Below are 22,052 nucleotides of genomic sequence, written 5' to 3'. Positions count from 1 at the left end.
TAATATGAAAATTCTTCCTTCTATAGCTTCTGCCAGTCAATATAATATTGAGAAAGAATTAGGCAGAATCGGAAGCAGATATTATGAGAATTTGCACATAGACATAGAAGACGGTAATTTTATACCAAATATTACATTTGGGCTGAAAACTGTGAGACAGATAAGAGAAAATTATAAGCTGCCTTTTTCAGTGCATCTTATGGTAAGCAATCCTGAGAATTATATTAATGAACTGAAAAACACGGGCTGCTGCATAATTTTTATACATGTAGAGTCATGCAGATATTTAAGCGAGGTGCTGAATAAAATAAAATCTCTGGGAATAAGAGCAGGGATAGCATTAAATCCATGTTCTGATTTGAAAAATTACAGATATCTATTCGGAATAACAGATGCAGTAATGTTTATGACATCGGAACCGGATTTTAGAGGACAGATATTTAATCCGGCAGTTTTGGAAAATATAGAGGAAGCGCTGGGTGAGAAAAGACTGGAATTATGGGTAGACGGCGGAGTAAAAGAGGAACATCTGGAATTTTTGAAAAAAAAACAGATAGATTATGCAGTAATGGGCAGAGAGATATTTGACAGAGAAAATCCCGAGGATTTTCTGAAAAGGATAAATTATAAATAAAAGAAGACTGACTAAAAACGAAAATTAAATCTATAGAATCCTGGACAGATAGCATAGGTTTAATAAAAAAGTACAATGTTTTTTAGTCAGTCTTTTTCTTAATTATATAAGTTAATCAGAAAAAGTCAAGCAGAAAATATGGTTATTTTTTTAATCAGAATAAAAAAGAAAAGAAAATTCATATATTTAAGATTATTTAAATTGTTTTCATAATTATGGTATAATAGAGTAAATAGAAAAATATTCAAATGGAGAAAAAAATGAAAAAAAGAATTCCGCTTATGCTGGTATTGATTTTGATCTTCAGCTCCTGTACGGGTAAGGTTGATTTTGATGAGAATTACTGGAAAAATACCAATGATTTCTATATGGTTTATGATATGTCGGAATCATTTGAAGAAAGTAAGGCATTATCATCATTCGAGATGTTCAAAATATCAAGAAGACGTACTAAAATGGCAAAAAAGATTATAAAATCAAAAAAACTGTCCGGATTAACAAAAAATGAGGTGAGTGCTGTTCTGGGGCCGGGAAATCCAAAATTTATTATTGGTGACGGATATCAGAATAAAAATGGTTATTCCAACAGTCTTCAGTATGTCATTGAGGCAGAAAAAAGAGGGTTTCAGTTTTATGGAGAGAGCGGAGTAAGACGGAAATATATGATAGTATTTTTGGATAAGGAGGATATTGTTATTTCAGTGGATTTAATTAAACAGAAATATTAAAGTCAGAGGTAAAATTTCGAAAAAACAGATGATAGTATAGATATCAATAAGCAGTGCAGTAACAGGATTATATTAAATATTTTAAATTATTATTTTTTTATAGTATAATTTATGATATGATAAATAAAAAATAAATTTAAGAGGCTGATAATATATGTTTATGAGAGAAGATAACCATCTTGCATTTGTGGATTTTGACAATAAACCGCATACATATGCAGAATTAATGTCGAATATAAAAAGATTTTCAAGTATATATGATGAACTTAACGGAGAAAATATACTGATATTGATGGAAAACAGACCGGAATGGCTGTATGCCTTTTTTTCAATATGGAATAACAAGGGTGTGGGAGTAGCAATTGACGCTAACAGCAATCCTGATGAAATGGCTTATGTGATAAGTGATGCTGTACCGAAGATAATATTTTGTTCGGATGAAACTAAGGGAAATATGGAAAAGGCTCTTGAAAAAATAGATTTTCTGCCGGATAGTGTAAAAATAATAAATGTGGATAATATAAAAGCAGAAGAATTGAAGGAAAAACCGGGTGATTTCCGGGTTCCGAGCAAAGATGACACGGCAGCCATGCTTTATACCTCAGGAACTACAGGAAATCCAAAGGGTGTAATGCTTTCATTTGAAAATCTGCTGTCAAATATGGAAGGAATAATAGCAAGAGAGATTATAACAGATAGGGATCAGACACTGGCTCTGCTTCCGTTTCACCATGTGCTTCCTTTAATGGTTACTTTAGTAGTAATGCATTCAGGAGCATCAATAGTTTTTGTTTCAAAAATAGCCAGTAAAGAAATGCTTGAGGCTCTGGGAAAAAACAGAGTTACGATAATGGTAGGAGTACCCAGAGTATATAAGCTTCTTGCTGACGGAATAAAGGCACAGATAGACAGCAGTTTTCTTCCAAGACAGATATATAAATCAACAAAATTCCTAAAATCAATGAAGTTAAGAAAAACTATTTTTGCAAAGGTACATAAAAAACTGGGGAGTAATCTTAAACAGCTTATTTCCGGAGGGGCAAAGCTGGATGTGGAAGTAGGTGAATTATTTGAACGTCTGGGATTTTATGTAACAGAAGGATATGGGCTGACAGAGACGTCGCCTATTATTGCTGTCGCTACAATAACTGAGAGAAAGCTGGGTACAGTAGGAAAGCTTCTCCCGAGAACAGAAGTAAAAATAGTGGAAGACGAAATCTGGATAAAAGGGCCTCAGGTAATGAAAGGCTACTATAATAAGCCTGACAAAACAAAGGAAATCATAACGGAAGACGGCTGGCTGAAAACAGGAGACCTTGGAGATCTTGACAGTGAAGGTTATCTGACGGTAAAAGGCCGTAAATCAAGTATGATAGTATTATCAAACGGAAAAAATATAGATCCGGAAGCAATAGAAACTAAAATACAGGCTATAAGTAAAAATTTGATAAAAGAACTGGGAATTGTGCCAAAGAATGAAAAATTAAATGCAATAGTAGTGCCTGATCTTGTGGAATTCAAAAAGCAGGGAAAAACAAATATACAGCAGTATGTAAAGGAAATCATAGAGGATTATAACCTTGAGGCGGCAAGCTACAGAAAAGTTCTGCACTTTAAGCTGGTGGAGGAAGAGCTGCCTAAAACAAGGATCGGAAAGCTGAAAAGATTTATGCTGCCGGATATTCTTGATGATAAGGTAGTAAAAAAAGAAAAGGTTCCTGAACCGGATACCAATGAGTACAGGGTATTAAGGGACTATGTAAAAAAGATAAAAGGCTTTGAACCGGGACCGGATGATAATCTGGAACTGGAGATAGGGCTTGATTCACTAGATAAAGTAGAATTACTGGCATATATAGAGAATAGCTTCGGATTGAAGCTGGACGAAGGAAAATTTTCTGAAATTTCTACATTAAGAAAGCTTTCAGAATACATAAAAGAACGTGCAACGGAATTTTATGAAAAAGAAGTGGACTGGAGTGAAATAATAGAAGAAGTACCTGTAAGAAAAACAAAATCCGGATGGATAGTAAAGGTATTCAGGCTTCCCATTCTGCTTATATTAAAGGCATATTTCAGACTAAAAAGAGCGGACAAGAAAAAGCTTACAGACGAACAGGTGATTTTCGTTTCAAATCATCAAAGCTTTATAGATGCCCTTGTAGTGGCCGGGGTATTTCCGGCAAGAATATTGAAAAAAACCTCTTTTCTGGCAATTGATCTTTATTTCAAAAAAGGTTTTATGAAATATATAGCTGAAAATGCAAATATAGTAGTTATAGATATAAATAACAATATAAAGCATACAATAGAAGAAATAACAAATGCTTTAAAGCAGGGCAAAAATATTCTTATTTTTCCTGAAGGCGCAAGGACAAAAGACGGCAAAGTAGGCCAGTTCAAAAAAGTTTTTGCTATTCTGGCTAAAGAATTAAACATCAGTGTTCAATGTATAGGTATAAAAGGTGCATTTGAAGCATATTCAAGATATATGAAATTTCCAAAGCCAAGAAAAATAGAAGTTAAAGTGCTGGAAAAATTTTCTCCTGAAGGAACATATGAAGAAATAGCAGCTAAAGCAGAAAATATAATCAGGGAATATGTAGAGAATTAAAAAAATATATGAATAATCAGACCGGTATTATATATGAGATATGATGCCGGTCTTTTCCATTATTGAAAACAATGGGAGAATTCAGGAGCTCGGAAAAGTCTGATATATCTGGATTAGCAGCCGATTTGACATTAAGCGGATAAATTGATAAAATACACTTGTTATTCTCAAGAAAGGTGTGATTTAAGTGAGAGAAAATATTTTAATTAATAAGATAATAAAAGAAAAAAGCGAAAGCAGAATGACAGAATTATTGCTAATAATTTCAGGAGCAGTTTTTCTGGGCATGACAGCAAGAATATCAATTATGCTTCCGTTTACTCCTGTTCCAATTACAGGGCAGACATTCGGTGTCCTTATGATCGGACTGGTTTATGGAAGGAAACTGGGATTGAAAACTATAGGTTCATATCTTGCTGCCGGGATGGCAGGACTGCCTTTTTTCAGCACTGCAGGACCAAGTATTCTGTTTCTGAAACCTACAGGAGGATATCTTATAGGGTATGTTTTCATGGTTTTGATATGCGGTTACCTTACTGAAAAAGGTTGGGGGAAATCATATATTAAAACTTTCGGAATAATGCTTCTTGCAGAAACAGCTATGTATTTATGCGGTATGATTCATTTATCATTTTTTATAAAGGCGAATGTTCTTGAAATGGGGCTGTATCCGTTTGTAATAGGTGACTTAATAAAAATGTCACTGGTGACTTTTTCGGTTCCCAGCATATGGAAAGCAGTGGATTTTTTCAAAAAATAACAAAAAAATGAAAAAAAATTTTCTCCGGGAAGTATTGAATTTTAAGGCTTTGATAAAACAATGATCTTTTTAATGCTAAATTAAGTAAGAAATCTGTTGACTTCTGAAGCTAGATGCTATATAATACTTCTTGTCTGTGTGCCTTGGTGGCGAAATCGGTAGACGCACAGGACTTAAAATCCTGTGGTGAATATCACCGTGCCGGTTCAAGTCCGGCCCGAGGCACCATCGGAGAATTACATGTTGCTGAGTAATGGGACAGAAGATACTTTGACGCGGAGTAGAGCAGTCTGGTAGCTCGTCGGGCTCATAACCCGAAGGTCGTTGGTTCAAATCCAGCCTCCGCAACCAAAAAAATACAACACTTATATGCGGGAGTAGCTCAGTTGGTAGAGCGTCAGCCTTCCAAGCTGAATGTCGCGAGTTCGACCCTCGTCTCCCGCTCCATAAGAGCCATTAGCTCAGTCGGTAGAGCACATGACTTTTAATCATGGTGTCACTGGTTCGATTCCAGTATGGCTCACCAAAAAAATAATTTTGTGCCTGTAGCTCAGTTGGATAGAGCAACGGCCTTCTAAGCCGTGGGTCAGGAGTTCGAATCTCTTCAGGCACGCCATACAAAATTATGGATCCGTAGCTCAGGTGGTTAGAGCACTCGGCTCATAACCGAGTGGTCACTGGTTCGATCCCAGTCGGATCCACCATTTGCACCCTTCGTCTAGTGGTTAGGACACCGGGTTTTCATCCCGGCAACAGGGGTTCGATCCCCCTAGGGTGTACCAAAGTTTATAATGTATTGGTACATATACCGATATTGGAGATAAATATTCGCTGTTTGGATTTACGGCGATTTTTTTATTTAAAATTTCTGTTTGGAACAATTGATATATTGATATGATGTTTTTGTCAATACTGGAAATATATCAAAAATATAGGAATAATAATACCTAGAGATTTTTAAAAAGGGTATTTTAAAGAGTAGGATAAAAGAGAAGAAGATAAACCTGATTAATTTCAGATTTCTTTTTTTTATAAAATATGTTATACTCAAATGCATTTTAAATAAGTGTATATAAAAGTTTAGGAGGAAGAATGGACGAAATGTTAGAGAAAAAAGGAGAGATCATAATTGCTGTAGACGAAGCATTGCCTAAACAGTTAAAGTTTATAGGACTGGTTCAGCAAATTATGGGAGTTTTAACAATAATTAGCGGTGCGATAATGTGCTTGACGATAATAGGGGCAGCAGCAGGAGTGCCTTATATAATAGGAGCTTTGAATATATTTAAATCAGGAGGAGCTTTTGGGGATACTTCAAGAAATGAAAGCGGCGAGAGTCTGAGAGAGGCAATTGCAGGTCTTGCAAAAGGAATGAAGTTAATGTTAATAGGATTTGTAATATGGATAGTATTATACATATTACTTATGGTAGTAATAATGATAATCACAATAGTTGCTGCTTCACAAGGATATTAGGATGAAAATAGGGGTGTAAGATGAGTAAAACTAAAAAAATATGGCTTGGGGTGTTATCTTTTTCTCCATTAGTGGTAACAACTCTTTTTATAGGGATAATACTATTATTCTATGCGAAAATAATATTTGGTGCAATAGACGGTTCACTGGCTTATTCTGACGGAAGAGAATTTATCTTTTTTGCAGTATTTTTAATAATCTTTGGACTTTTAATGAATATTTCAATTTATTTGACACTAATAATTTTTATAATATGTATTGTAAAAAATAAAAGAATAGGAGATACTGCTAAGATACTTTATTTGGTAGGAATGTATTTTTTATATACAATAGTGCCAATAGTGTACTTTTTTATTGAAATAATAGGGAAAAAAGAAGAAACAGCGAGTAATGAATGAGGCTAGACGGCCGAGAAGAACCTGAAAGGGTTCTTTTTATATATCGGGATAAAAAATACAGAAGCTAGTATATAGTCAGTACTTTTTAGTAAATAAAGAATAAAAATTTTCAATATTATTCTAAAATTTTTCCATAATTTCAACAGCAGTCCTAGGTATGAATTTACTTAAATCATTTCCAAGGTAAGTATTGAACAATGAAGAAGTAATTGAAATTCCGGATAATACAAGAAAATTCTCAGCGCCAGTATCCGTGACAGAATATCTATGATATTTCTGAATTTCAAGTTTATTCATCCAATTTACAATTTGCTGTGACTTTTTAAAAAGTGCATTCATTTTATCTTTAGTCAATTTTGTCTGCTCCAATAATTTGATTTTTTAAATAGAGAGTGATAAAATCATATTGCATAGATGATTTAATATTTATATAGAAAAGGAAATTTACGGTAACATTATTTATTTAAGGACCAGGGTATACCAAAGTTTATAATATATTGGTACATATACTGATATTGGAGATAAACTACGGTGATTTTTTTATTTGATAAAGTTCAGCATTTTATGTTCAGGCTTTATTTATATTTTTAGAAAATAGTGTATCGATTATTAGAATTAATAATCTTTTTTTATTTTTAAAGGGTTTACTTTGTCTATAGGACCTCTTGTCAGTCTGTGTGCTGAAAAATGGCGAGAATCAGCGTTTTTTTCGTTCTGAGAGTATGAGAGAATTGTATTTCTTGGTGTTTGGGGAGCGTAGCTTAAGATAAAAGTGACTTTATATGATAAAAAAAGATTTTTTTACAATAAATAGTGAAAAATAGAATAATTTAGGAGGGACTATGGTCAGCAAAAAAGGAAAACGCATTTTGAAAACAGAACATGGAATATTTTACTGGTATGTAAAAAATGACTGGTATAGTGCAGGTATAATAGATAAGAATCTTTACGGACTTACACTTTATATTATATCTGAAAACAGAAAAGAAGCAGGTCACTATCTTATAGGAAGTGATTTTTTTACTATAACTTCCGGCAAATTTTTTTCCGGGAAAAAATTTATCGGCTGGCAAAGAATAAAATGTCCTGTTTGGAGTGATAAAATAATTACTCCGGGAATAGCAGCAAGAATAATAATGGCATATGGATGATAAAAAAGAAATAATAATGACAGATTATAGAGGCAATATTTTATTAAGTAAATAGTACAGCAAAAACTGGAATTTATTTGACAAAAAAAATAGGTTGGGATAAAATTATATATTATGAAAGCATTCTTGAATATCAGAACATAAAAAAATGATATTTTGGTATGGTTTTGTTATGGAATCAACAGTTTCCAAATAAAATTCAGGAGGGCAGTTAAAAATGACAGATACATGGAAAAAATTACTGGAAGAAGAAAAAGAGAAAGAATATTTTAAAAAGCTGGAAGAATTTCTGGATAAAGAATATGAAGAGAATGAAATTTATCCTGAAAGAAAAAATTTATATAATGCATTAGATTTGACCAGTTATGAAGGTACAAATGTAATTATTCTGGGGCAGGATCCATATCACGGACCGCATCAGGCACACGGCTTAAGTTTTTCTATAGAGTCGGAAAAAGCAAAATTTCCCCCTTCACTTCGTAATATGTTCAAGGAGCTTAAAACAGATCTTGATATAGAAAGAACAGAACGTAATCTTACAGACTGGGCAGAGCAGGGAGTACTGCTTTTGAATACTGTATTAACAGTTCAGGCTGGAAAGGCTGCTTCGCACAGAAAAAAAGGCTGGGAAACTTTTACTGATACTATTATAAAAAAACTAAATGACAAGGATGAACAGGTGATATTCGTACTTTGGGGCGGGGATGCCAAAAAGAAAGTACCTTTAATTACTAATCCGAAGCATAAAATTATTGAGGGGGTCCATCCAAGTCCGCTGTCTGCACATACAGGATTTTTTGGCAGTAAGCCGTTCAGCAGAATTAATGAATACCTGGAAGAAGCCGGAAAAAAACCGATTAATTGGTAATATTGGATTTTGATTACTAAATTTTATGATGATTTATATAGAAAAAACAGGGAGAGGAGATTTACCCTGTTTTTTTGTTTTGAGATAAAATGTATAAAGGATATTAAATGTTGATTTTAAAGGGTTTTGTTGGATTTATGAATTTTTTTGTTTTTTTCTCTTGACATCAAGCTTATTTTTTGGTATATTATATGGGTTCTGTTAAACATTATGCAGTTATAAAAATATGGAAGAATGTCCGAATTGGCTAAGGAACCGGTCTTGAAAACCGGCGAAACCGCAAGGTGTCTGGGTTCGAGTCCCAGTTCTTCCGCCATTATGCCCAGATAGCTCAGTCGGTAGAGCAAGGGACTGAAAATCCCTGTGTCCGTGGTTCGATTCCGCGTCTGGGCACCATGTAGAATCCACAGACTATCAACAAAAACTTATTTTAAAAGGCTTCAAGAGCTTTGTAAAATAAGTTTTTTTATTTTGGAATTATGTTTATAAATATTGTGCTATAAATAGACATCTTTAGATATCTAGTTTAATTTTAGTGGATTTTTAAGAATTAAAACTGTTTCATTGATTGACACTTTTAAATAAACATGACAAAATAAATAAAAGTAATTTCAGGAGGAATAATGAAAAAAATTATAGCAATCTTATTGTTAGTAATAGGAAGTATCGGAATAGGAAAAGATTTAGATCAGTATGAATCAAAAAGAGTCTTTGATAAAATAATAGAAGTGGCACTAACAGGTGATTATGAAAAATATAAAAATGATAAAGAAATGACAAATGCTTTGGAAGAGTTAGTAAAAGCCAGTGAATATCTGGATGTACACAGAATTTTTTCTGACGGGAATAAATATATTGTTTTAGATGTGGAAGAACAGGGAAATAGAAGTATTCTGACAGTTAAAGCTGTATATAAAATATATAGAGATATTTCTGAGGAAAAATACAGACAAATAATGGAAAGAGAAGTTCTGGAATTAATGAAGTATGATATGGAAGAAATTGATGAAAAAACTTATAAAAAAAATGTCTATAATATTATAACAGATATAGCCGGAAATGATTTTGAAATAAAAGAAGAAGTAATAAAAATGAACATGATTAAGAAAGAAAAGTGGGATATGGAAGATAACAGTGATTTAATACAAAGACTTTATCCTGCAATTTTTTATATGATGGAATCATTGAATAAAAGATATTTCAAAACAAGTGAAGAAGGTAATATTTGATTCAGAGATATCAGCAGATAATAGTTCTTTCGTTCTTTAATTTTATAAGATCAATATTTTTATGACTGTAGTGTCTAGTTTCTAGGAAATGCTTAAAAAATTCAATTTGTCTGAGATCATCTGGATACTTTTAATAGACTTAAGAGCTTATTTTATAGATTTGCGAGAAATTTATAAAATAGGCTTTTGTTATATATAAAAATATCCAATAAAATATATTTTTATAAAAATTAAAATATTTCATTTAAATTTTTTTATTTTTCTCTTGATAAAAAATTGTAAATATATATTTTTTAAGTTATAATTTAAAAAAATAAAATGAGAAAATATAGAAAGGGGCGTAGTTTAATTAGTAGAGAAAATAAAGAATACTTAATTCTTGGAAGTGAACTTATCTGTGATAAAGGAGAATTTGAAAGTAAATTTGAGGTATCACCAAAGAATATTAAGTTACAGGGATATTATGTAGCAAGTCAAGCAGACAATGTTGCAGGAAAGCATATTAAATCATTTGGCAGCTGCAGTGTTACGGGAAAGTGTAAAATGGAATCAGATTTATATGGTCAGTTTTTGATCTGGTTTGAGACTTATTCAAAAGTAATACTTGCAGGAAGTGAGGCATTATTGGAAGATAGTTATTGTTTTTGCCCGTATGGCGGCAGGATAACAATTTCCGATAGTAGACAGATTGATTATGCTTCAGCAATGACAGAATTATTTGGAGATTTTGCAGACACAGTAGAACAGATGAAAGACAGTATGGAAAATTTATCTGATATGGCTGTAAAGTCTTTAATAGGAATGTTTGCCGGAGCAATGACTGAATATTTTACAAATGAAGAGAATAGGCTGAGAAGTACTGTAAGAGACATGGAAAGAAATAATAAAGGAAACTCTTATATGTACATGCAGACAGGTTATGATCCAAGAGAGGAACTGGCTCAATTACAGAGAAGCAAGCAAATATATGAAGCTGATAACTGGCAGGATATAAAAAACGTGAATTTAAGAGATATTTATGCTAAAATGCAGGAAAACCCTAATAAGGTAGATTTAGAACCGCGAAGGATATCAGGATTAATGGCTTTAACAAATCCTTTATTTGCAGCAGGTTATTATATAGAAACTAAAGTAAGAGATATCCGTTCAGTGTTACCAGATATGACAATAGGAGATTTCTTTAGCAGGGGAACAAGTAAAGAAGGAATAACAGAACTTTGGGAAAAAGGAATGGATTGTCAGAACAAAAAAATGCTTCCTGGTGTATTGGGATACCATCCATTACAGGCAGCATATGCAGGAGGGTATACAAATTATGATCCAATGGAATCGGCTCAGATAGTAAATTCATTAAGTGATGATGGAAAAGCGGCATATATGTTAAGGAAAACGGCTAATGATGGGATGTCAGCATATAATGAGGTATATGGATATTATCAAATGGTAAAAGCTTTAGATATGTCGACAAAGGGTAAGGTTAAGACTGGTAGTAAATCTAAGGATGAAAAAATACTTAATAATAGTTCTTTGAAATCTTCTAAAATTAGAGGAACAGAAGTTGTTTCTGATGAATTATTAGAAAAAGTTAAATTAAGAAGGGATGTTGTTATTGCAAAAGAAGGTACTGATGATTATGTTTATTTAACAGAATTAATGAATGCCGAAGGTGTTGCGGGAGGGGAAGGAAATACAAATATTCTTTTAAGAGAGAAAGCAGCTAAACTAACTGTAGTTGAAGAATTTTTACATGGAACTCAAGTTAGGGTAGCACAAGGAAATAATATTCCGTTAAAAGCTTCTGTTGGTTACGGTAATAATTATGTTAATCAAATGGAATGGCAAGTGAGAGATTTCATGTATAGACATAAAAAAATGTTTGGTTGGAGTCAAAATGAGTTGAGGATTTTAAAAGAAGAATTAGATTATTGGTATAAGTTAAAGAATGGGATGTGAGTTTATGAAAGGAATTTTTAAAATAGAAGGAATTTTTTATGTCTTTAAAGAGTGGACAATTGTTATAAATAATAAAGTTGTGGAAGAGATAAAGGAATATAAAATGGACGATGAAATTTTTTTGTTAACATCGGATAATAAAGTTATAACAAGTGCAATTTTTACAAATCATCTCAAACCATCAAGAAATGGAAATTTAAGTATTGGGTTGATTGTTGATAGTAATATTGAAAGTGAAAAGATAAAGGAGTCAAGGAAATTTGCATTCAAAAAAGATTTGATTTAATTAAAAACAGAAGTTTTAAAATCTTTAGAGGAAGTTGCAAAAAGATCAGAAAAAATATGGCGGGAATAAGGTGGGAAATTGAAATATAAAATTTATTTATTATTTTTATGATGCTCTTTGAAAGAGTTGCACATAGATCAGAAGGTCTTTGGTGGGCGAGATATAAAGCTAAGTATGGTGTGAAGTGGATATTTAATGAAATTTATAAAAATAGAGAAATGTTTGCTTTTATCTGATAAAAATGGAAATTATGATAATATTTACTCTTTGATTTCTATTTATTGTGGAAAGAAGGAAATTTATTATTTGTATATTGGTTGTAAAAAAGATATGACAGGGTATTTGCAAGTTTGGTGCAATGTGTGCAAGCATGGAATTTATATCAGTCGTATTGGAATTCTCAAAAAGGCTAAAATGGTAGAAATGGATGATAAAACAATTGATTTTGATTCATTGGTACCTAGCTATACTTAAAGAGTCCCTAAATAGAAAGAGATTGTGAAGATTTTTTGTAATGAATATAGACGTTTTATATTCAAACTATGTCTTAAATATATGATGAAGTACAATATTTGATAAAATAGTAGGATTGGTATTATAAGTAGAAAGTGATGTATTAGAAAGGGAATATTATGTTTAAATTTGATGATACCATTTTGATTTTATTAAAAGGAAGTGGTTTGTATTAATAAAATTCTTGAATATTATGAGAAAATAAGATATGTTTGTAATGATATGCAGTTAAAATTTTTAAAGAATTTTTCTTATTTAGATATTACTTTTGAAAATCCTAGGGCTATTCGTTATCCACAATTAAAGAATATGCCAGTTAAATTCATATGATTCTCTCTCTATTCAGTGAAAAGTATATTTAGTATAATGGTCAGAAATTACAAATTTATTTTTTAAAAAATATGATACCAATAGCAGAAGTTCCAACTGAAGAAATGACAGTGTTTCTTACAGAAGACGGTTTTTTATGGCGGAGTTGATGAAAGTATTATAAAATTTGGAAATGATTTGAATACAGTCTTATATAAATAGAATGACAATAAAAAAATCAGAATGCAGTTTTATAAATATAATTCTAAATTTTTTCAGATAACAGATTTTAGAAAATTGATAAAAAACCATTTCACAATAAAAAAAGAGATTGCCGCTCAAATCAGAAAAACAAATCAGGATCAACCACATGTGCTAATTCCAGCAGTGCCTGTTTATCAGCAATTCTATAAATACGATTTTCCTTTTTCAGAAATCCTTTTTCAATAAACTGGGCCATCACGTACAGCAGATGACGATAAGAGACACCAAGATAATCAGCAGCATGGCTGTGTTTTTCTTTATAAATGTCAGTGGCAGTGGACAGTAAAATAAAGCCTGCAAGACGGTTTTCCAGAGTATATGCCTGATTTTTTGTTAATGAGCGGATATTTCTGGCATTTTTACCGCCCAGATACAGACAGATTTTTCGAAGAAAAACAGGATCAGTCAGCAGCATTTCCCTGCATTGTAAAATAGGCAGTGCAAGGCATACACACGGTTCGATTGCCTGTACGGAGCAGATATCCTGTGTATGACCAACAAGCTCCATTTCCCCGACAAAACAAGGTGCTCTAAAAAAGTCAATCAGAGCAATTTTACCATTGGCAAGAGTAGTATAAAGCTTTGCACGCCCAGAAGTTAAAAAGAAAAGATGGGAAGGCAGAAGGCTTTCCTCAATAATATATTCATTAGGCGAAAAAGTTACTAATTTTACAAAAGAATCAGCTGGAAATGAAAAAAAATTCATAAAGCCTGATCTTTGAATTTCAGCATTTATATCTGATTTATTTTTATTTTCCCTCATATATTTTCTCCTTTTACATTAAATATGAGATTTCTCATATTATTATAGCTCGAATCATATTATAATTCAACTAAGGATGTCGACACCCAAACTTATTATGAAGGGAAATGATAAAATGGAAAAAAGAAAAATTATTATAGATTGTGACCCGGGACATGATGATGCTATTGCTCTTATGATGGCGTACAACAATCCAAAACTTGATCTGCTGGGTATTACTATTGTGGCGGGGAATCAGACTCTCGAAAAAACCCGTCAAAATGGTCTGAATGTATGTCAGGCACTCAATATTAAAGTACCGGTATATGCCGGAATGTCACTTCCCATGGTACGGGAGCAGGTAGTTGCCGCAAATGTCCACGGGGAAACAGGTCTGGATGGTCCTGTTTTTGAACCACTTAAAATAAAAGCTGAAGAAAAACATGCTATTACATATATAATTGAAACACTTATGACATCGGATAATGATATTACTCTTGTGCCGATTGGCCCATTAAGCAATATTGCCATGGCTATGCGTATTGAACCGCGTATCATACCTAAAATCAAGGAAATTGTGCTAATGGGAGGAGCCTATGCAATCGGGAATTTTACTCCGTCTGCTGAATTTAATTTTTTTGCTGATCCGGAAGCTGCTCATGTAGTTTTTACTTCTGGTGTGCCTATTGTAATGATGGGATTGGATTTAACAAACCAGACTGTGTGTACCGAAGAAGTAATAAAACGTATGGAAGCTATAGGAAATAAAGCATCAGCTTTATTCTGCGATATTATGCGTTTCGTATTAAAAACACAAAATGAAGAATTTGGTCTTTCGGGCGGTCCTTTGCATGACGCTACCTGTATTGCATATTTGACAGATCCTTCTTTATTTATACTGGAGTCAATGTATACAGCAATAGATATAAAAAGTGAATTATGCTATGGGCGTACAGTCTGCGATGTTCTTGATGTTCTGAAAAAACCGCATAATTCTAAAGTAGGAATGAAAATCGATGTAGATGAATTCTGGAATATGGTAGAGAGAAGTATAAAAAGCTATCAGTAAGATTCACATATTTGTATGTTTATAATTAGATCTGAGTTCTGCGGGTGTCAGCTCAGAGAATGATATTTTAAAAACAGCGGAGATATAAGCAAGTTAAATTATAAAGATATTTATAGAATGAACAGAATCTTAACCGGAATATTGTATTCATAAAAAAATAAAAAGGCAGTATTTAATACTGCCCTTTTATTTAAAAAGAGAAAATAAGAAGCCGTATCGATACATTTCATTTTATACATCTTCTTCAGGCTTATATTTTATTCATTTATTTTTTTCGGTATTGGCAGTGTAAAGTGGACGAATAGATCATCATAGCCTTCAAGTGGGAGCCATCCCCGTATTCTGTCATCCAGTTTTCTGTCGGTTTGTGCTGTTCTTGTTTTTAATGTGTGATTAGCCATACAGCCTTTATGTAATTCTGGAGAACCAACTCTTGCACAGATAACCCCTTCGGTAAATCCATTTTCTTCAGCTGTTTTATTTGAAGCAATAATAATATGTCTGCTGTTTATGAGACGGGCACTTCCCGGAAAGCTATCCCACATTAGATGAAAGGCCAGAATAATTTTATCATTTTCATTTATTTCTTCACTCATTTGTCGATATCTCCTTTTGGTTTTTTATTGGCAGAAGCTATAATATTCAATTATACAACATTTTCATAAATCAGAAAAGAATCGTATCAAAATAATATTATTAATTTCCTGATCTGCCCAGCTGAAAATATAGAGGTATTATATATGATTATAAAAAAATACTGCATCTTTTGTCAGTACAGTATTTTTTTATAAATAAAATTATTTGTAATATTTATTGGTAAAATCAGCAAATCCTTTAAATGTATAATCTTCATTTTCAGGAATTTCTGTTGATATTTTTTTGAAAAAACATGATGGTATTTCATTTAGCTTCAGGCATTTTAGTATGCAAAGGTCGCACCCTTTACTGTTATTGACCGGGTTAAAAGGACATTGGTGTTCGGTACAGGTACAAAATTCTGCTGCTTTCACTGGTTTCATATTACTCCTCCTGTATTTTTATTAAAAATTTGTAATTATTTATAGTAAGTAACCCAAAATTCCTTCTAAGGTAATTTTTTTTTCATTATAAAATCAACTTGTTTTTCGCTGCCCATATAGAATGAATGCTGTCCGCTTTGAATGAATCCTGATTTTTTATAAAATTCAATTGCATTTTTATTGTTTTCCCATACGCCCAGCCAAATAATTTTTTTATCCTGATTTTTTGCTATATCAATGGCCTTATTCAGTAAGAACTTACCAAGTCCGTTTCTCTGAAATTTTTTTCTGATATAAATCCTTTCTATTTCAAGTGCTTCTTCATCCATCTTTTCAGATTGGGCCTCGCCGTCATTTAGTTTTAAATATCCTGCAGGTTCCTTATCAAAATAGATAAGATAAAAATCAGAAAAAGGATTGGCTATTTCTGATAAAAGTTTTTTAGAATTAAAAGCTTTTTCCAAATAATTTTTTAAGTTTTCAGAGGAATTTTGCTCTCCGAACGTATCAGTAAATGTTTCAATACTTATTTCCTGAAGTATTTTTATATCATCAGAATTAATTTTTTTTATTTTTATATTCATTAGTAGCTCCTTTTATTTCCTTTTTTTACATATTTCCAGTCATTATCTATATTTTTCCTCATTCTTTGCAGAAGATCAGTAAGCAATTCTGTTTCTTTTTCTGAAAAATTCTTTAGTGCAATGTTGTTAGAGTATTCGTTTTCTCTTATTATAAAGGGATATATATTCTTTCCGCTGCCAGTGGGGAAAAGCTTTTTATTTTTTTTATTATGCTCATCAAATTTTTTTTCAATAAATCCTTTTTTTTCAAGCTTTTTTATCGCACGGGCAGCGGTCGCACGATCAACTTTGATCAGATCAATTAATTTTTCCATAATAATACCGGGATTTTCGCAGATTCGGACAAGATATAGATACTGGCCCTTAGTAAGATCATAATCTTTGAATTCTATGTTGCTTATAGAGTCCAGAGCTCTGGCGATCATTCCTATTTCTCGCAAAATTTCTATTTTAATCAGCTCCTTTCTGAAATTAATTATTCAATTTATTTTACAATATTTTTATTGCATTTGCAATAAAAACTGAAAAATATTTTCTTTGATTATTTTTAAGCTGAAGTATTTTAGAAATTATTATTAAAAATAATAATACAAATATCTTTATATTTTAATATTGAAAATGAAAATGTTAATATTGTTTTTATTCTGGAATAAGTAGAAGTATTAAATACTAAGAAAATAAAATGACTTTTTAGTCATGTATATATACCATAAAAGGAATATTACTTATTTATAATATATAAATTTTTATTAGTATTCATATATGATTTTACTCAGTTTTTTAATTTTATTTTTTTTTAATAAGATATAAAAAAAATAAAAAATATATAAGATTAATAAAAATATTTTAATTATTGTAATTATATCAATATCAAAATGCTAATAATTAAATAATGGATCAATTTTTATTTTGGTTTTTAAATTTAATTTTTTCCTTTTTATTAATGTAAAATATGATCTTTAAAAAATATTTTAATTATAAAATATATTGAAAATAAACTGATCGTTCAGTATAATGAATTATAGAATGAATTCATTTTTATAAAAAAATCTTTTTTATAAATAATATTCCTTTGGAATTATAAGTAATAGTCTGGCGATTATTTATAATTTATTTAGTAGAGGAGGAATTATTATGAAAAAGAAGTTGATACTAATCATTGCTTTGGTAATTGTTGTCTTAAGCTGTTCAAGCTCCGGCGGCCAATCAAATCAAAACCCTTCCCCGTCACCGCCTACACCGATTGATGTTACAAGAGATATTCCGTTTAATCCAGAAGATCCGCATAATAATAATGAGGCAAAAGAAACAGACAGTGATGGTGATAATATCACTGTGGGTATTGTAGACAGTAATTTTGATACTACACATAAAGAGTTTTACAGTGAGGAAAATAAACCGCGTCTGTCAAGAAGCAGAAATTATTCCGGAACCACAAATATTCATGGAAGTTTGGTTGCTGAAGTTCTGGGAGGAAGAACAATGGGGATAGCAACTAATGTAGAAATGAGAGGAATAGCTGCAGGAACAATTTGTTCTAATGGCTCTAATAATTGTATTTCAGTAAAAAGAGAGATGTATGATGAATTATATGATCATGGTGTAAGAATATACAACCAATCATTCGGAGTAGCATCAAGAACAATAAAAACAACTACAAAAACTGATATGCCCTTGTCAGATCCGGTAATAGCTTTTTACAGAGATAAGGCATCAACAGACAGCCTTTTCGTCTGGGCAGCAGGCAATTCCGGAACAGAGGAGGTTTCGGCAGAAGCAGGACTTCCATATCTTTATCCGGAGATGCAGAAAGGATGGATAGCTGTTATGGCTGTAAATTCTACTGACGGAGCTCCCAGTGATTATTCAAATAAATGCGGTATAGCACAGAATTGGTGTATAGCAGCAGTTGGTGATTATGATTTTAATGTAAGAAATGTTTCAGGAATGGGTACTTCATTTGCAGCACCGGCAGTAACAGGAACAGCAGCTGTGGTTCAGGAAAAGTATCCGTGGATGAACGGAGATCTTATAAGACAGACAATCTTATCTACAGCCACTGATAAAGGAATTAAAGATGCAGATCCAGTATATGGATGGGGACTTTTGAATATAAGCAAAGCAGTAAAAGGACCTGCACTTTTTGATAAAAGACTTGCGTTAGGTGATTATGTCAATGTAGCATTTGATAATACTACTTCTACATTTGAAAATGATATATCGGGAGATGCGGGACTTATAAAAGCAGGGACAGGAAAATTAATACTCAGCGGGAAAAATACATATACAGGGAAAAACGTAGTAAACGGCGGAGTACTGGAAGTAAACGGACAGGTAGTATCGGAAGTGTATGTACAGCCCGGAGGAACCCTGTCAAGCAACGGAGGATACATAAATAATAATGTGATCAATAACGGAGGAATTATTAGCAATACAGGTAAGGGAATGAATATACAGGGAAATTATACTTCTACTCCTGAAGGTGTAATAGTAAGTACAGCAGGAGCAACAATAAATGTGGGCGGAACAGCAGATTTAAATAATTCTACTTTAAGAGTAACAGCTCCTAAAGATGATGATAATAATCCAGTATACATAAGTAAAGAAGTGATAACAGAAAATGTAGTAAATGCAGCAAACGGAGTAACAAGCACATTTGGAAAAGTGGAAACACCTGTATTTCTTCAATCAGACGTTATATACGGAAATGACGGAGTAAAATTAAGTGTAGCAAGAAGAGATATAGCAGAATATGCTGATGAAGCTTATAATTCAGATGCAACAAGAAATAATTCATCACAAAATCTGGAACAGGTTTTGACAGCACTGGACAATAATAAAGGAAGCGATGAGTTTAGAACAAAAATAGCAATGCTGCAGCAGTCGTCATCATCAGATCTGGCAGCAACACTGGACAGTTTATCAGGACAGATTTATGCTTCAGCACAGGCATTAACATTCCAACAGTCACAGGCAGTGAACAGAGACCTTACAAACAGACTGGTAATGCTTGGAAGCATGGAAAATAAGGCAGATATAGCAGGTCTATGGTTCAGCGGCATAGCTTCTACAGGAAAACTAAAAGAATCGGGTTATGCTTCGGCGGATACAACATCATACGGCGGACAGGTAGGAATAGATAAGAATATAAATGACAGTACAATATTAGGTATAGCACTTTCTTACTCAGATGCAGAAGCAGATTTCGACCGATACGGAGGAAAATCAAAAAGCCAGAACTTTGGAGTATCACTTTACGGAAGGTACGGGCAGAAAGAAGACAAATTCTATGTATTGGGAAGATTGGGAGTAGGATTTGTATCAAGTGATGTAGACAGAGAAGTAGTAACAGGAGTACAGAGTGAAAATGTATCAATAAATCATGATGATTATGTATATTCAGGATATGGTGAAACGGGCTATAAATTCAAATTGGCGAAAAACTTTAACTTAACACCATTTGCAGGAATATCATATGATTTAGTAAAAAGAGGAAGCTTTTCAGAGGATGGAAGCCTTTTGGGACTTGAAGCTGATAATAAAACTTATGATCAGATGTCAGGATTTATAGGACTTAGAGGGAAATATGACTTTGAATGGGCAGGCGGAAAAAGTACAATTTTGGGATATGTGTCATGGCAGAAAGCTTTTAGTGATGAAAGTCTGGATTTTGAAGCATCATATGTAGGACTGCCGTCAGAAAAATTCACAGTAGAGGGTATAGGACTTCCCGGAGATTCAGTATGGACAGGTGTGGGAGTAAGTACAGAAGTAAATGACAGATGGGCATGGTATGCGAACTATGATATGCAGATAAGTGACTCTGACATTTCAAATAATGTATTTTCAGCAGGATTCAGATTTAATGTAAAATGAGAAAGTTGGTGCAGTGATGGAGAATAACTCGGAAGAAATAGTTTAAGGTGTGTGGTTTTAACAGAGACACACACCTTTTTATTTTGGAAGTTATTTTTTCTTTTTACATTCTGTATCTGATTACTTTATCGATAAAAGATTTTTTTTATTTAATTCAGTTTCAGGTTTTTATTTGACAAAAAGTTATTTTTGCACTATAATGCAAAAATAAAACCATTAGTTTTTAGGGCGGAATGTTTACTATGTTTATTATTTTTTATTATATAATAATAAATACAAAATTGGAGGATAAAGTGTTGAAAATAAAAAAATACAGATGGATTTTAATTTTTATACCGGTTTTGGGAATAGCGGTTCTCACTGCTTCTATGATAAGCATAAAAGCTTATATGAGAGTTTTTATACAGAAAAGATATGAAAACAGATTGGAAAACTGGATACTGACTAATAAATTTATTCCGGAGAAAAGTATTGTTTTCATTGGGGATTCAATAACAGAGGATTTTATGCTGGATGAATACTTTCCTGATTTTTCTGTTATTAACAGAGGAATTTTTGGAGATACGACATTGGGAGTTCTGGGCAGAATGAATGAAAGCGTTTATGGGCTGGCTCCGTCAAAGGTTTTTATACTGATCGGGACAAATGATCTGGAGAAAACAAATGATTCTCCTGAAATAATTGCAGGGAGAATCATAAAAATCACTGAAAAAATCAGAGCAGAAAGAAAAAATACTAAAATCTATATTCAGTCTGTTTATCCTGTTAATAAAACAAATAACAAAAAAATAAAGAAAACTGAAATTGGAAAAAGAAATAATGAAAAAATAAGTGAAATAAATAAGTTATTAGAAAAAGCAGCAGATGGTAAAACAGTTATATATATTGATATTTACAGGCATTTAACTGATGAAGAAAATAATCTGGATATAAAATATACAATAGAAGGACTGCATTTGAATGCTGAAGGTTATAAAAAAGTATCACAGCTTTTACTGCCTTATTTAAAGGATTAGTGGTGCGGTATATTTGCAATCAGCTGTAAGAGAATACTTGATTATAAAATGTCAGAAAATATAAAAAAACAGGATTTGTTTTTATAGAAACTCCGTTTTTCCTGATTTTTTAATAAGATAATTTTAAACTGCCGGTATTTTTATTTTGATATATATGACCGTATTTATTTTAGCTATTCTTTAGATTTTTTCTGGTTTTAAAGTTCCAGAATAGTATAAGTATTAATAATATGTAAAATATTAGTTCTTTATAAACTATATTGATAAAACCAGCAAAGAGAGAAATTAAAGTAAGAGAAACAGCAGTTGCCAGCAGGATAATTCTGCCTGATTTTCGATTGATTAACAATAATGTTCCGGCTGAGAGTATGGCTAAGCTTCCTATTCCCAGATATAATATAAATATACTTCTTTCAAAGGTAATACGGGATGTTTCGGGTGCATCGAAGGTAAATAAAATTAAGACTGAAAACAGTAAAGTTCTGAGAGTACCGGCTATTATGAGTATTATTCCTATAATCTTATTAATTAATTTTTTCTCCATTTCTTAGTCCTTTCTGACT

22 protein-coding genes and 9 tRNA genes are annotated in these 22,052 nt (G+C 32.2%); 25 read left to right on the top strand and 6 right to left on the bottom strand.

Annotated elements, in window-relative coordinates; genetic code table 11:
* Positions 1 to 4 precede the first annotated feature (4 nt).
* From STERM_RS18585 to STERM_RS18525, 13 genes are all read left to right on the top strand, one after another.
* Entirely contained in the window at positions 5 to 634 is a 630-nt protein-coding gene (locus STERM_RS18585) for a ribulose-phosphate 3-epimerase (protein WP_012863164.1), read from the top strand.
* 260 nt (positions 635 to 894) lie between these two features.
* The gene (locus tag STERM_RS18580; protein WP_012863163.1) at positions 895 to 1,362 is read left to right on the top strand and encodes a hypothetical protein; all 468 of its coding nucleotides are present in this window, start codon (positions 895 to 897) and stop codon (positions 1,360 to 1,362) included.
* Positions 1,363 to 1,522: 160 nt separating this feature from the next.
* Positions 1,523 to 3,976, top strand: coding sequence for an AMP-binding protein (locus STERM_RS18575; RefSeq protein WP_244407198.1), 2,454 nt, complete (start codon positions 1,523 to 1,525; stop codon positions 3,974 to 3,976).
* A gap of 187 nt (positions 3,977 to 4,163) precedes the next feature.
* Complete coding sequence (locus tag STERM_RS18570) at positions 4,164 to 4,736, top strand: biotin transporter BioY (protein WP_012863161.1); 573 nt, start codon at positions 4,164 to 4,166, stop codon at positions 4,734 to 4,736.
* A 140-nt stretch (positions 4,737 to 4,876) separates the two neighbouring features.
* A tRNA-Leu gene (locus STERM_RS18565) sits at positions 4,877 to 4,964 on the top strand.
* A 46-nt stretch (positions 4,965 to 5,010) separates the two neighbouring features.
* Positions 5,011 to 5,087, top strand: a tRNA-Met gene (locus STERM_RS18560).
* Positions 5,088 to 5,107: 20 nt separating this feature from the next.
* A tRNA-Gly gene (locus STERM_RS18555) sits at positions 5,108 to 5,183 on the top strand.
* Between the two features lie 3 nt (positions 5,184 to 5,186).
* Positions 5,187 to 5,262, top strand: a tRNA-Lys gene (locus tag STERM_RS18550).
* Between the two features lie 13 nt (positions 5,263 to 5,275).
* A tRNA-Arg gene (locus STERM_RS18545) sits at positions 5,276 to 5,352 on the top strand.
* Positions 5,353 to 5,363: 11 nt separating this feature from the next.
* Positions 5,364 to 5,440 (top strand) — tRNA-Ile (locus STERM_RS18540).
* A 3-nt stretch (positions 5,441 to 5,443) separates the two neighbouring features.
* Positions 5,444 to 5,518 (top strand) — tRNA-Glu (locus tag STERM_RS18535).
* A 310-nt stretch (positions 5,519 to 5,828) separates the two neighbouring features.
* A complete protein-coding gene (locus STERM_RS18530; protein WP_012863160.1) occupies positions 5,829 to 6,212 on the top strand; it encodes a DUF5362 domain-containing protein in 384 nt (127 codons plus the stop codon).
* A gap of 20 nt (positions 6,213 to 6,232) precedes the next feature.
* A complete protein-coding gene (locus tag STERM_RS18525) occupies positions 6,233 to 6,610 on the top strand; it encodes a hypothetical protein (protein WP_012863159.1) in 378 nt (125 codons plus the stop codon).
* A gap of 120 nt (positions 6,611 to 6,730) precedes the next feature.
* On the opposite strand, the gene STERM_RS18520 is transcribed toward STERM_RS18525, so the two are convergent.
* Positions 6,731 to 6,949 (bottom strand): hypothetical protein, encoded by a 219-nt coding sequence (locus STERM_RS18520; protein ID WP_169305422.1) that lies wholly within the window; start codon positions 6,947 to 6,949, stop codon positions 6,731 to 6,733.
* A 503-nt stretch (positions 6,950 to 7,452) separates the two neighbouring features.
* Here STERM_RS18520 and STERM_RS18515 point away from each other — a divergent pair.
* From STERM_RS18515 to STERM_RS18480, 8 genes are all read left to right on the top strand, one after another.
* On the top strand, positions 7,453 to 7,761 hold the full coding sequence (locus STERM_RS18515) for a hypothetical protein (protein WP_012863157.1): 309 nt from the start codon (positions 7,453 to 7,455) through the stop codon (positions 7,759 to 7,761).
* A gap of 217 nt (positions 7,762 to 7,978) precedes the next feature.
* The gene (locus STERM_RS18510; RefSeq protein ID WP_012863156.1) at positions 7,979 to 8,629 is read left to right on the top strand and encodes a uracil-DNA glycosylase; all 651 of its coding nucleotides are present in this window, start codon (positions 7,979 to 7,981) and stop codon (positions 8,627 to 8,629) included.
* Positions 8,630 to 8,857: 228 nt separating this feature from the next.
* Positions 8,858 to 8,945, top strand: a tRNA-Ser gene (locus STERM_RS18505).
* A gap of 4 nt (positions 8,946 to 8,949) precedes the next feature.
* Positions 8,950 to 9,025: transfer RNA gene (locus tag STERM_RS18500), tRNA-Phe, on the top strand.
* 227 nt (positions 9,026 to 9,252) lie between these two features.
* Positions 9,253 to 9,858, top strand: a complete 606-nt coding sequence (locus STERM_RS18495; RefSeq protein WP_012863155.1) for a hypothetical protein — start codon at positions 9,253 to 9,255, stop codon at positions 9,856 to 9,858.
* Between the two features lie 318 nt (positions 9,859 to 10,176).
* Positions 10,177 to 11,811, top strand: coding sequence for a DUF4280 domain-containing protein (locus STERM_RS18490; protein WP_012863154.1), 1,635 nt, complete (start codon positions 10,177 to 10,179; stop codon positions 11,809 to 11,811).
* A gap of 4 nt (positions 11,812 to 11,815) precedes the next feature.
* Complete coding sequence (locus tag STERM_RS18485) at positions 11,816 to 12,097, top strand: hypothetical protein (RefSeq protein WP_012863153.1); 282 nt, start codon at positions 11,816 to 11,818, stop codon at positions 12,095 to 12,097.
* A gap of 195 nt (positions 12,098 to 12,292) precedes the next feature.
* The gene (locus tag STERM_RS18480; protein ID WP_012863152.1) at positions 12,293 to 12,571 is read left to right on the top strand and encodes a hypothetical protein; all 279 of its coding nucleotides are present in this window, start codon (positions 12,293 to 12,295) and stop codon (positions 12,569 to 12,571) included.
* Positions 12,572 to 13,262: 691 nt separating this feature from the next.
* Here the strand turns inward: STERM_RS18480 and STERM_RS18475 are convergent.
* Positions 13,263 to 13,946 (bottom strand): transcriptional regulator YeiL, encoded by a 684-nt coding sequence (locus STERM_RS18475; protein WP_012863151.1) that lies wholly within the window; start codon positions 13,944 to 13,946, stop codon positions 13,263 to 13,265.
* Positions 13,947 to 14,061: 115 nt separating this feature from the next.
* Here STERM_RS18475 and rihB point away from each other — a divergent pair, with 115 nt between their 5' ends.
* The gene (gene rihB, locus STERM_RS18470; protein ID WP_012863150.1) at positions 14,062 to 14,994 is read left to right on the top strand and encodes a ribosylpyrimidine nucleosidase; all 933 of its coding nucleotides are present in this window, start codon (positions 14,062 to 14,064) and stop codon (positions 14,992 to 14,994) included.
* Positions 14,995 to 15,251: 257 nt separating this feature from the next.
* Here the strand turns inward: rihB and STERM_RS18465 are convergent, their stop codons facing one another.
* From STERM_RS18465 to STERM_RS18450, 4 genes are all read right to left on the bottom strand, one after another.
* A complete protein-coding gene (locus STERM_RS18465) occupies positions 15,252 to 15,590 on the bottom strand; it encodes a hypothetical protein (RefSeq protein ID WP_012863149.1) in 339 nt (112 codons plus the stop codon).
* A 201-nt stretch (positions 15,591 to 15,791) separates the two neighbouring features.
* On the bottom strand, positions 15,792 to 16,013 hold the full coding sequence (locus STERM_RS18460; protein WP_012863148.1) for a DUF6485 family protein: 222 nt from the start codon (positions 16,011 to 16,013) through the stop codon (positions 15,792 to 15,794).
* Between the two features lie 65 nt (positions 16,014 to 16,078).
* Positions 16,079 to 16,597, bottom strand: a complete 519-nt coding sequence (gene paiA, locus STERM_RS18455) for a spermidine/spermine N(1)-acetyltransferase (RefSeq protein ID WP_012863147.1) — start codon at positions 16,595 to 16,597, stop codon at positions 16,079 to 16,081.
* Positions 16,597 to 17,037 carry a MarR family winged helix-turn-helix transcriptional regulator gene (locus STERM_RS18450; protein ID WP_280109821.1) on the bottom strand — a complete coding sequence of 147 codons (441 nt, stop codon included), beginning with the start codon at positions 17,035 to 17,037 and terminating at the stop codon, positions 16,597 to 16,599. Before STERM_RS18450 ends, paiA begins: the two co-directional genes overlap by 1 nt.
* Positions 17,038 to 17,731: 694 nt before the next feature.
* Between STERM_RS18450 and STERM_RS18445 the strand changes: the two genes are divergently transcribed.
* The 3 genes from STERM_RS18445 to STERM_RS22330 all read left to right on the top strand — a co-directional run bounded on the left by STERM_RS18445 (position 17,732) and on the right by STERM_RS22330 (position 22,040).
* Positions 17,732 to 20,473 (top strand): autotransporter domain-containing protein, encoded by a 2,742-nt coding sequence (locus STERM_RS18445; protein WP_012863145.1) that lies wholly within the window; start codon positions 17,732 to 17,734, stop codon positions 20,471 to 20,473.
* Between the two features lie 293 nt (positions 20,474 to 20,766).
* Positions 20,767 to 21,489: a GDSL-type esterase/lipase family protein gene (locus STERM_RS18440; RefSeq protein WP_211205114.1), complete on the top strand. Its 723-nt coding sequence runs from the start codon at positions 20,767 to 20,769 to the stop codon at positions 21,487 to 21,489.
* A gap of 260 nt (positions 21,490 to 21,749) precedes the next feature.
* The gene (locus STERM_RS22330) at positions 21,750 to 22,040 is read left to right on the top strand and encodes a hypothetical protein (RefSeq protein WP_147289497.1); all 291 of its coding nucleotides are present in this window, start codon (positions 21,750 to 21,752) and stop codon (positions 22,038 to 22,040) included.
* Positions 22,041 to 22,052: the final 12 nt, after the last annotated feature.

Source organism: Sebaldella termitidis ATCC 33386, from assembly GCF_000024405.1.
GTDB lineage: Bacteria > Fusobacteriota > Fusobacteriia > Fusobacteriales > Leptotrichiaceae > Sebaldella > Sebaldella termitidis.
This window is presented reverse-complemented; position numbering and strand designations above follow the sequence as displayed.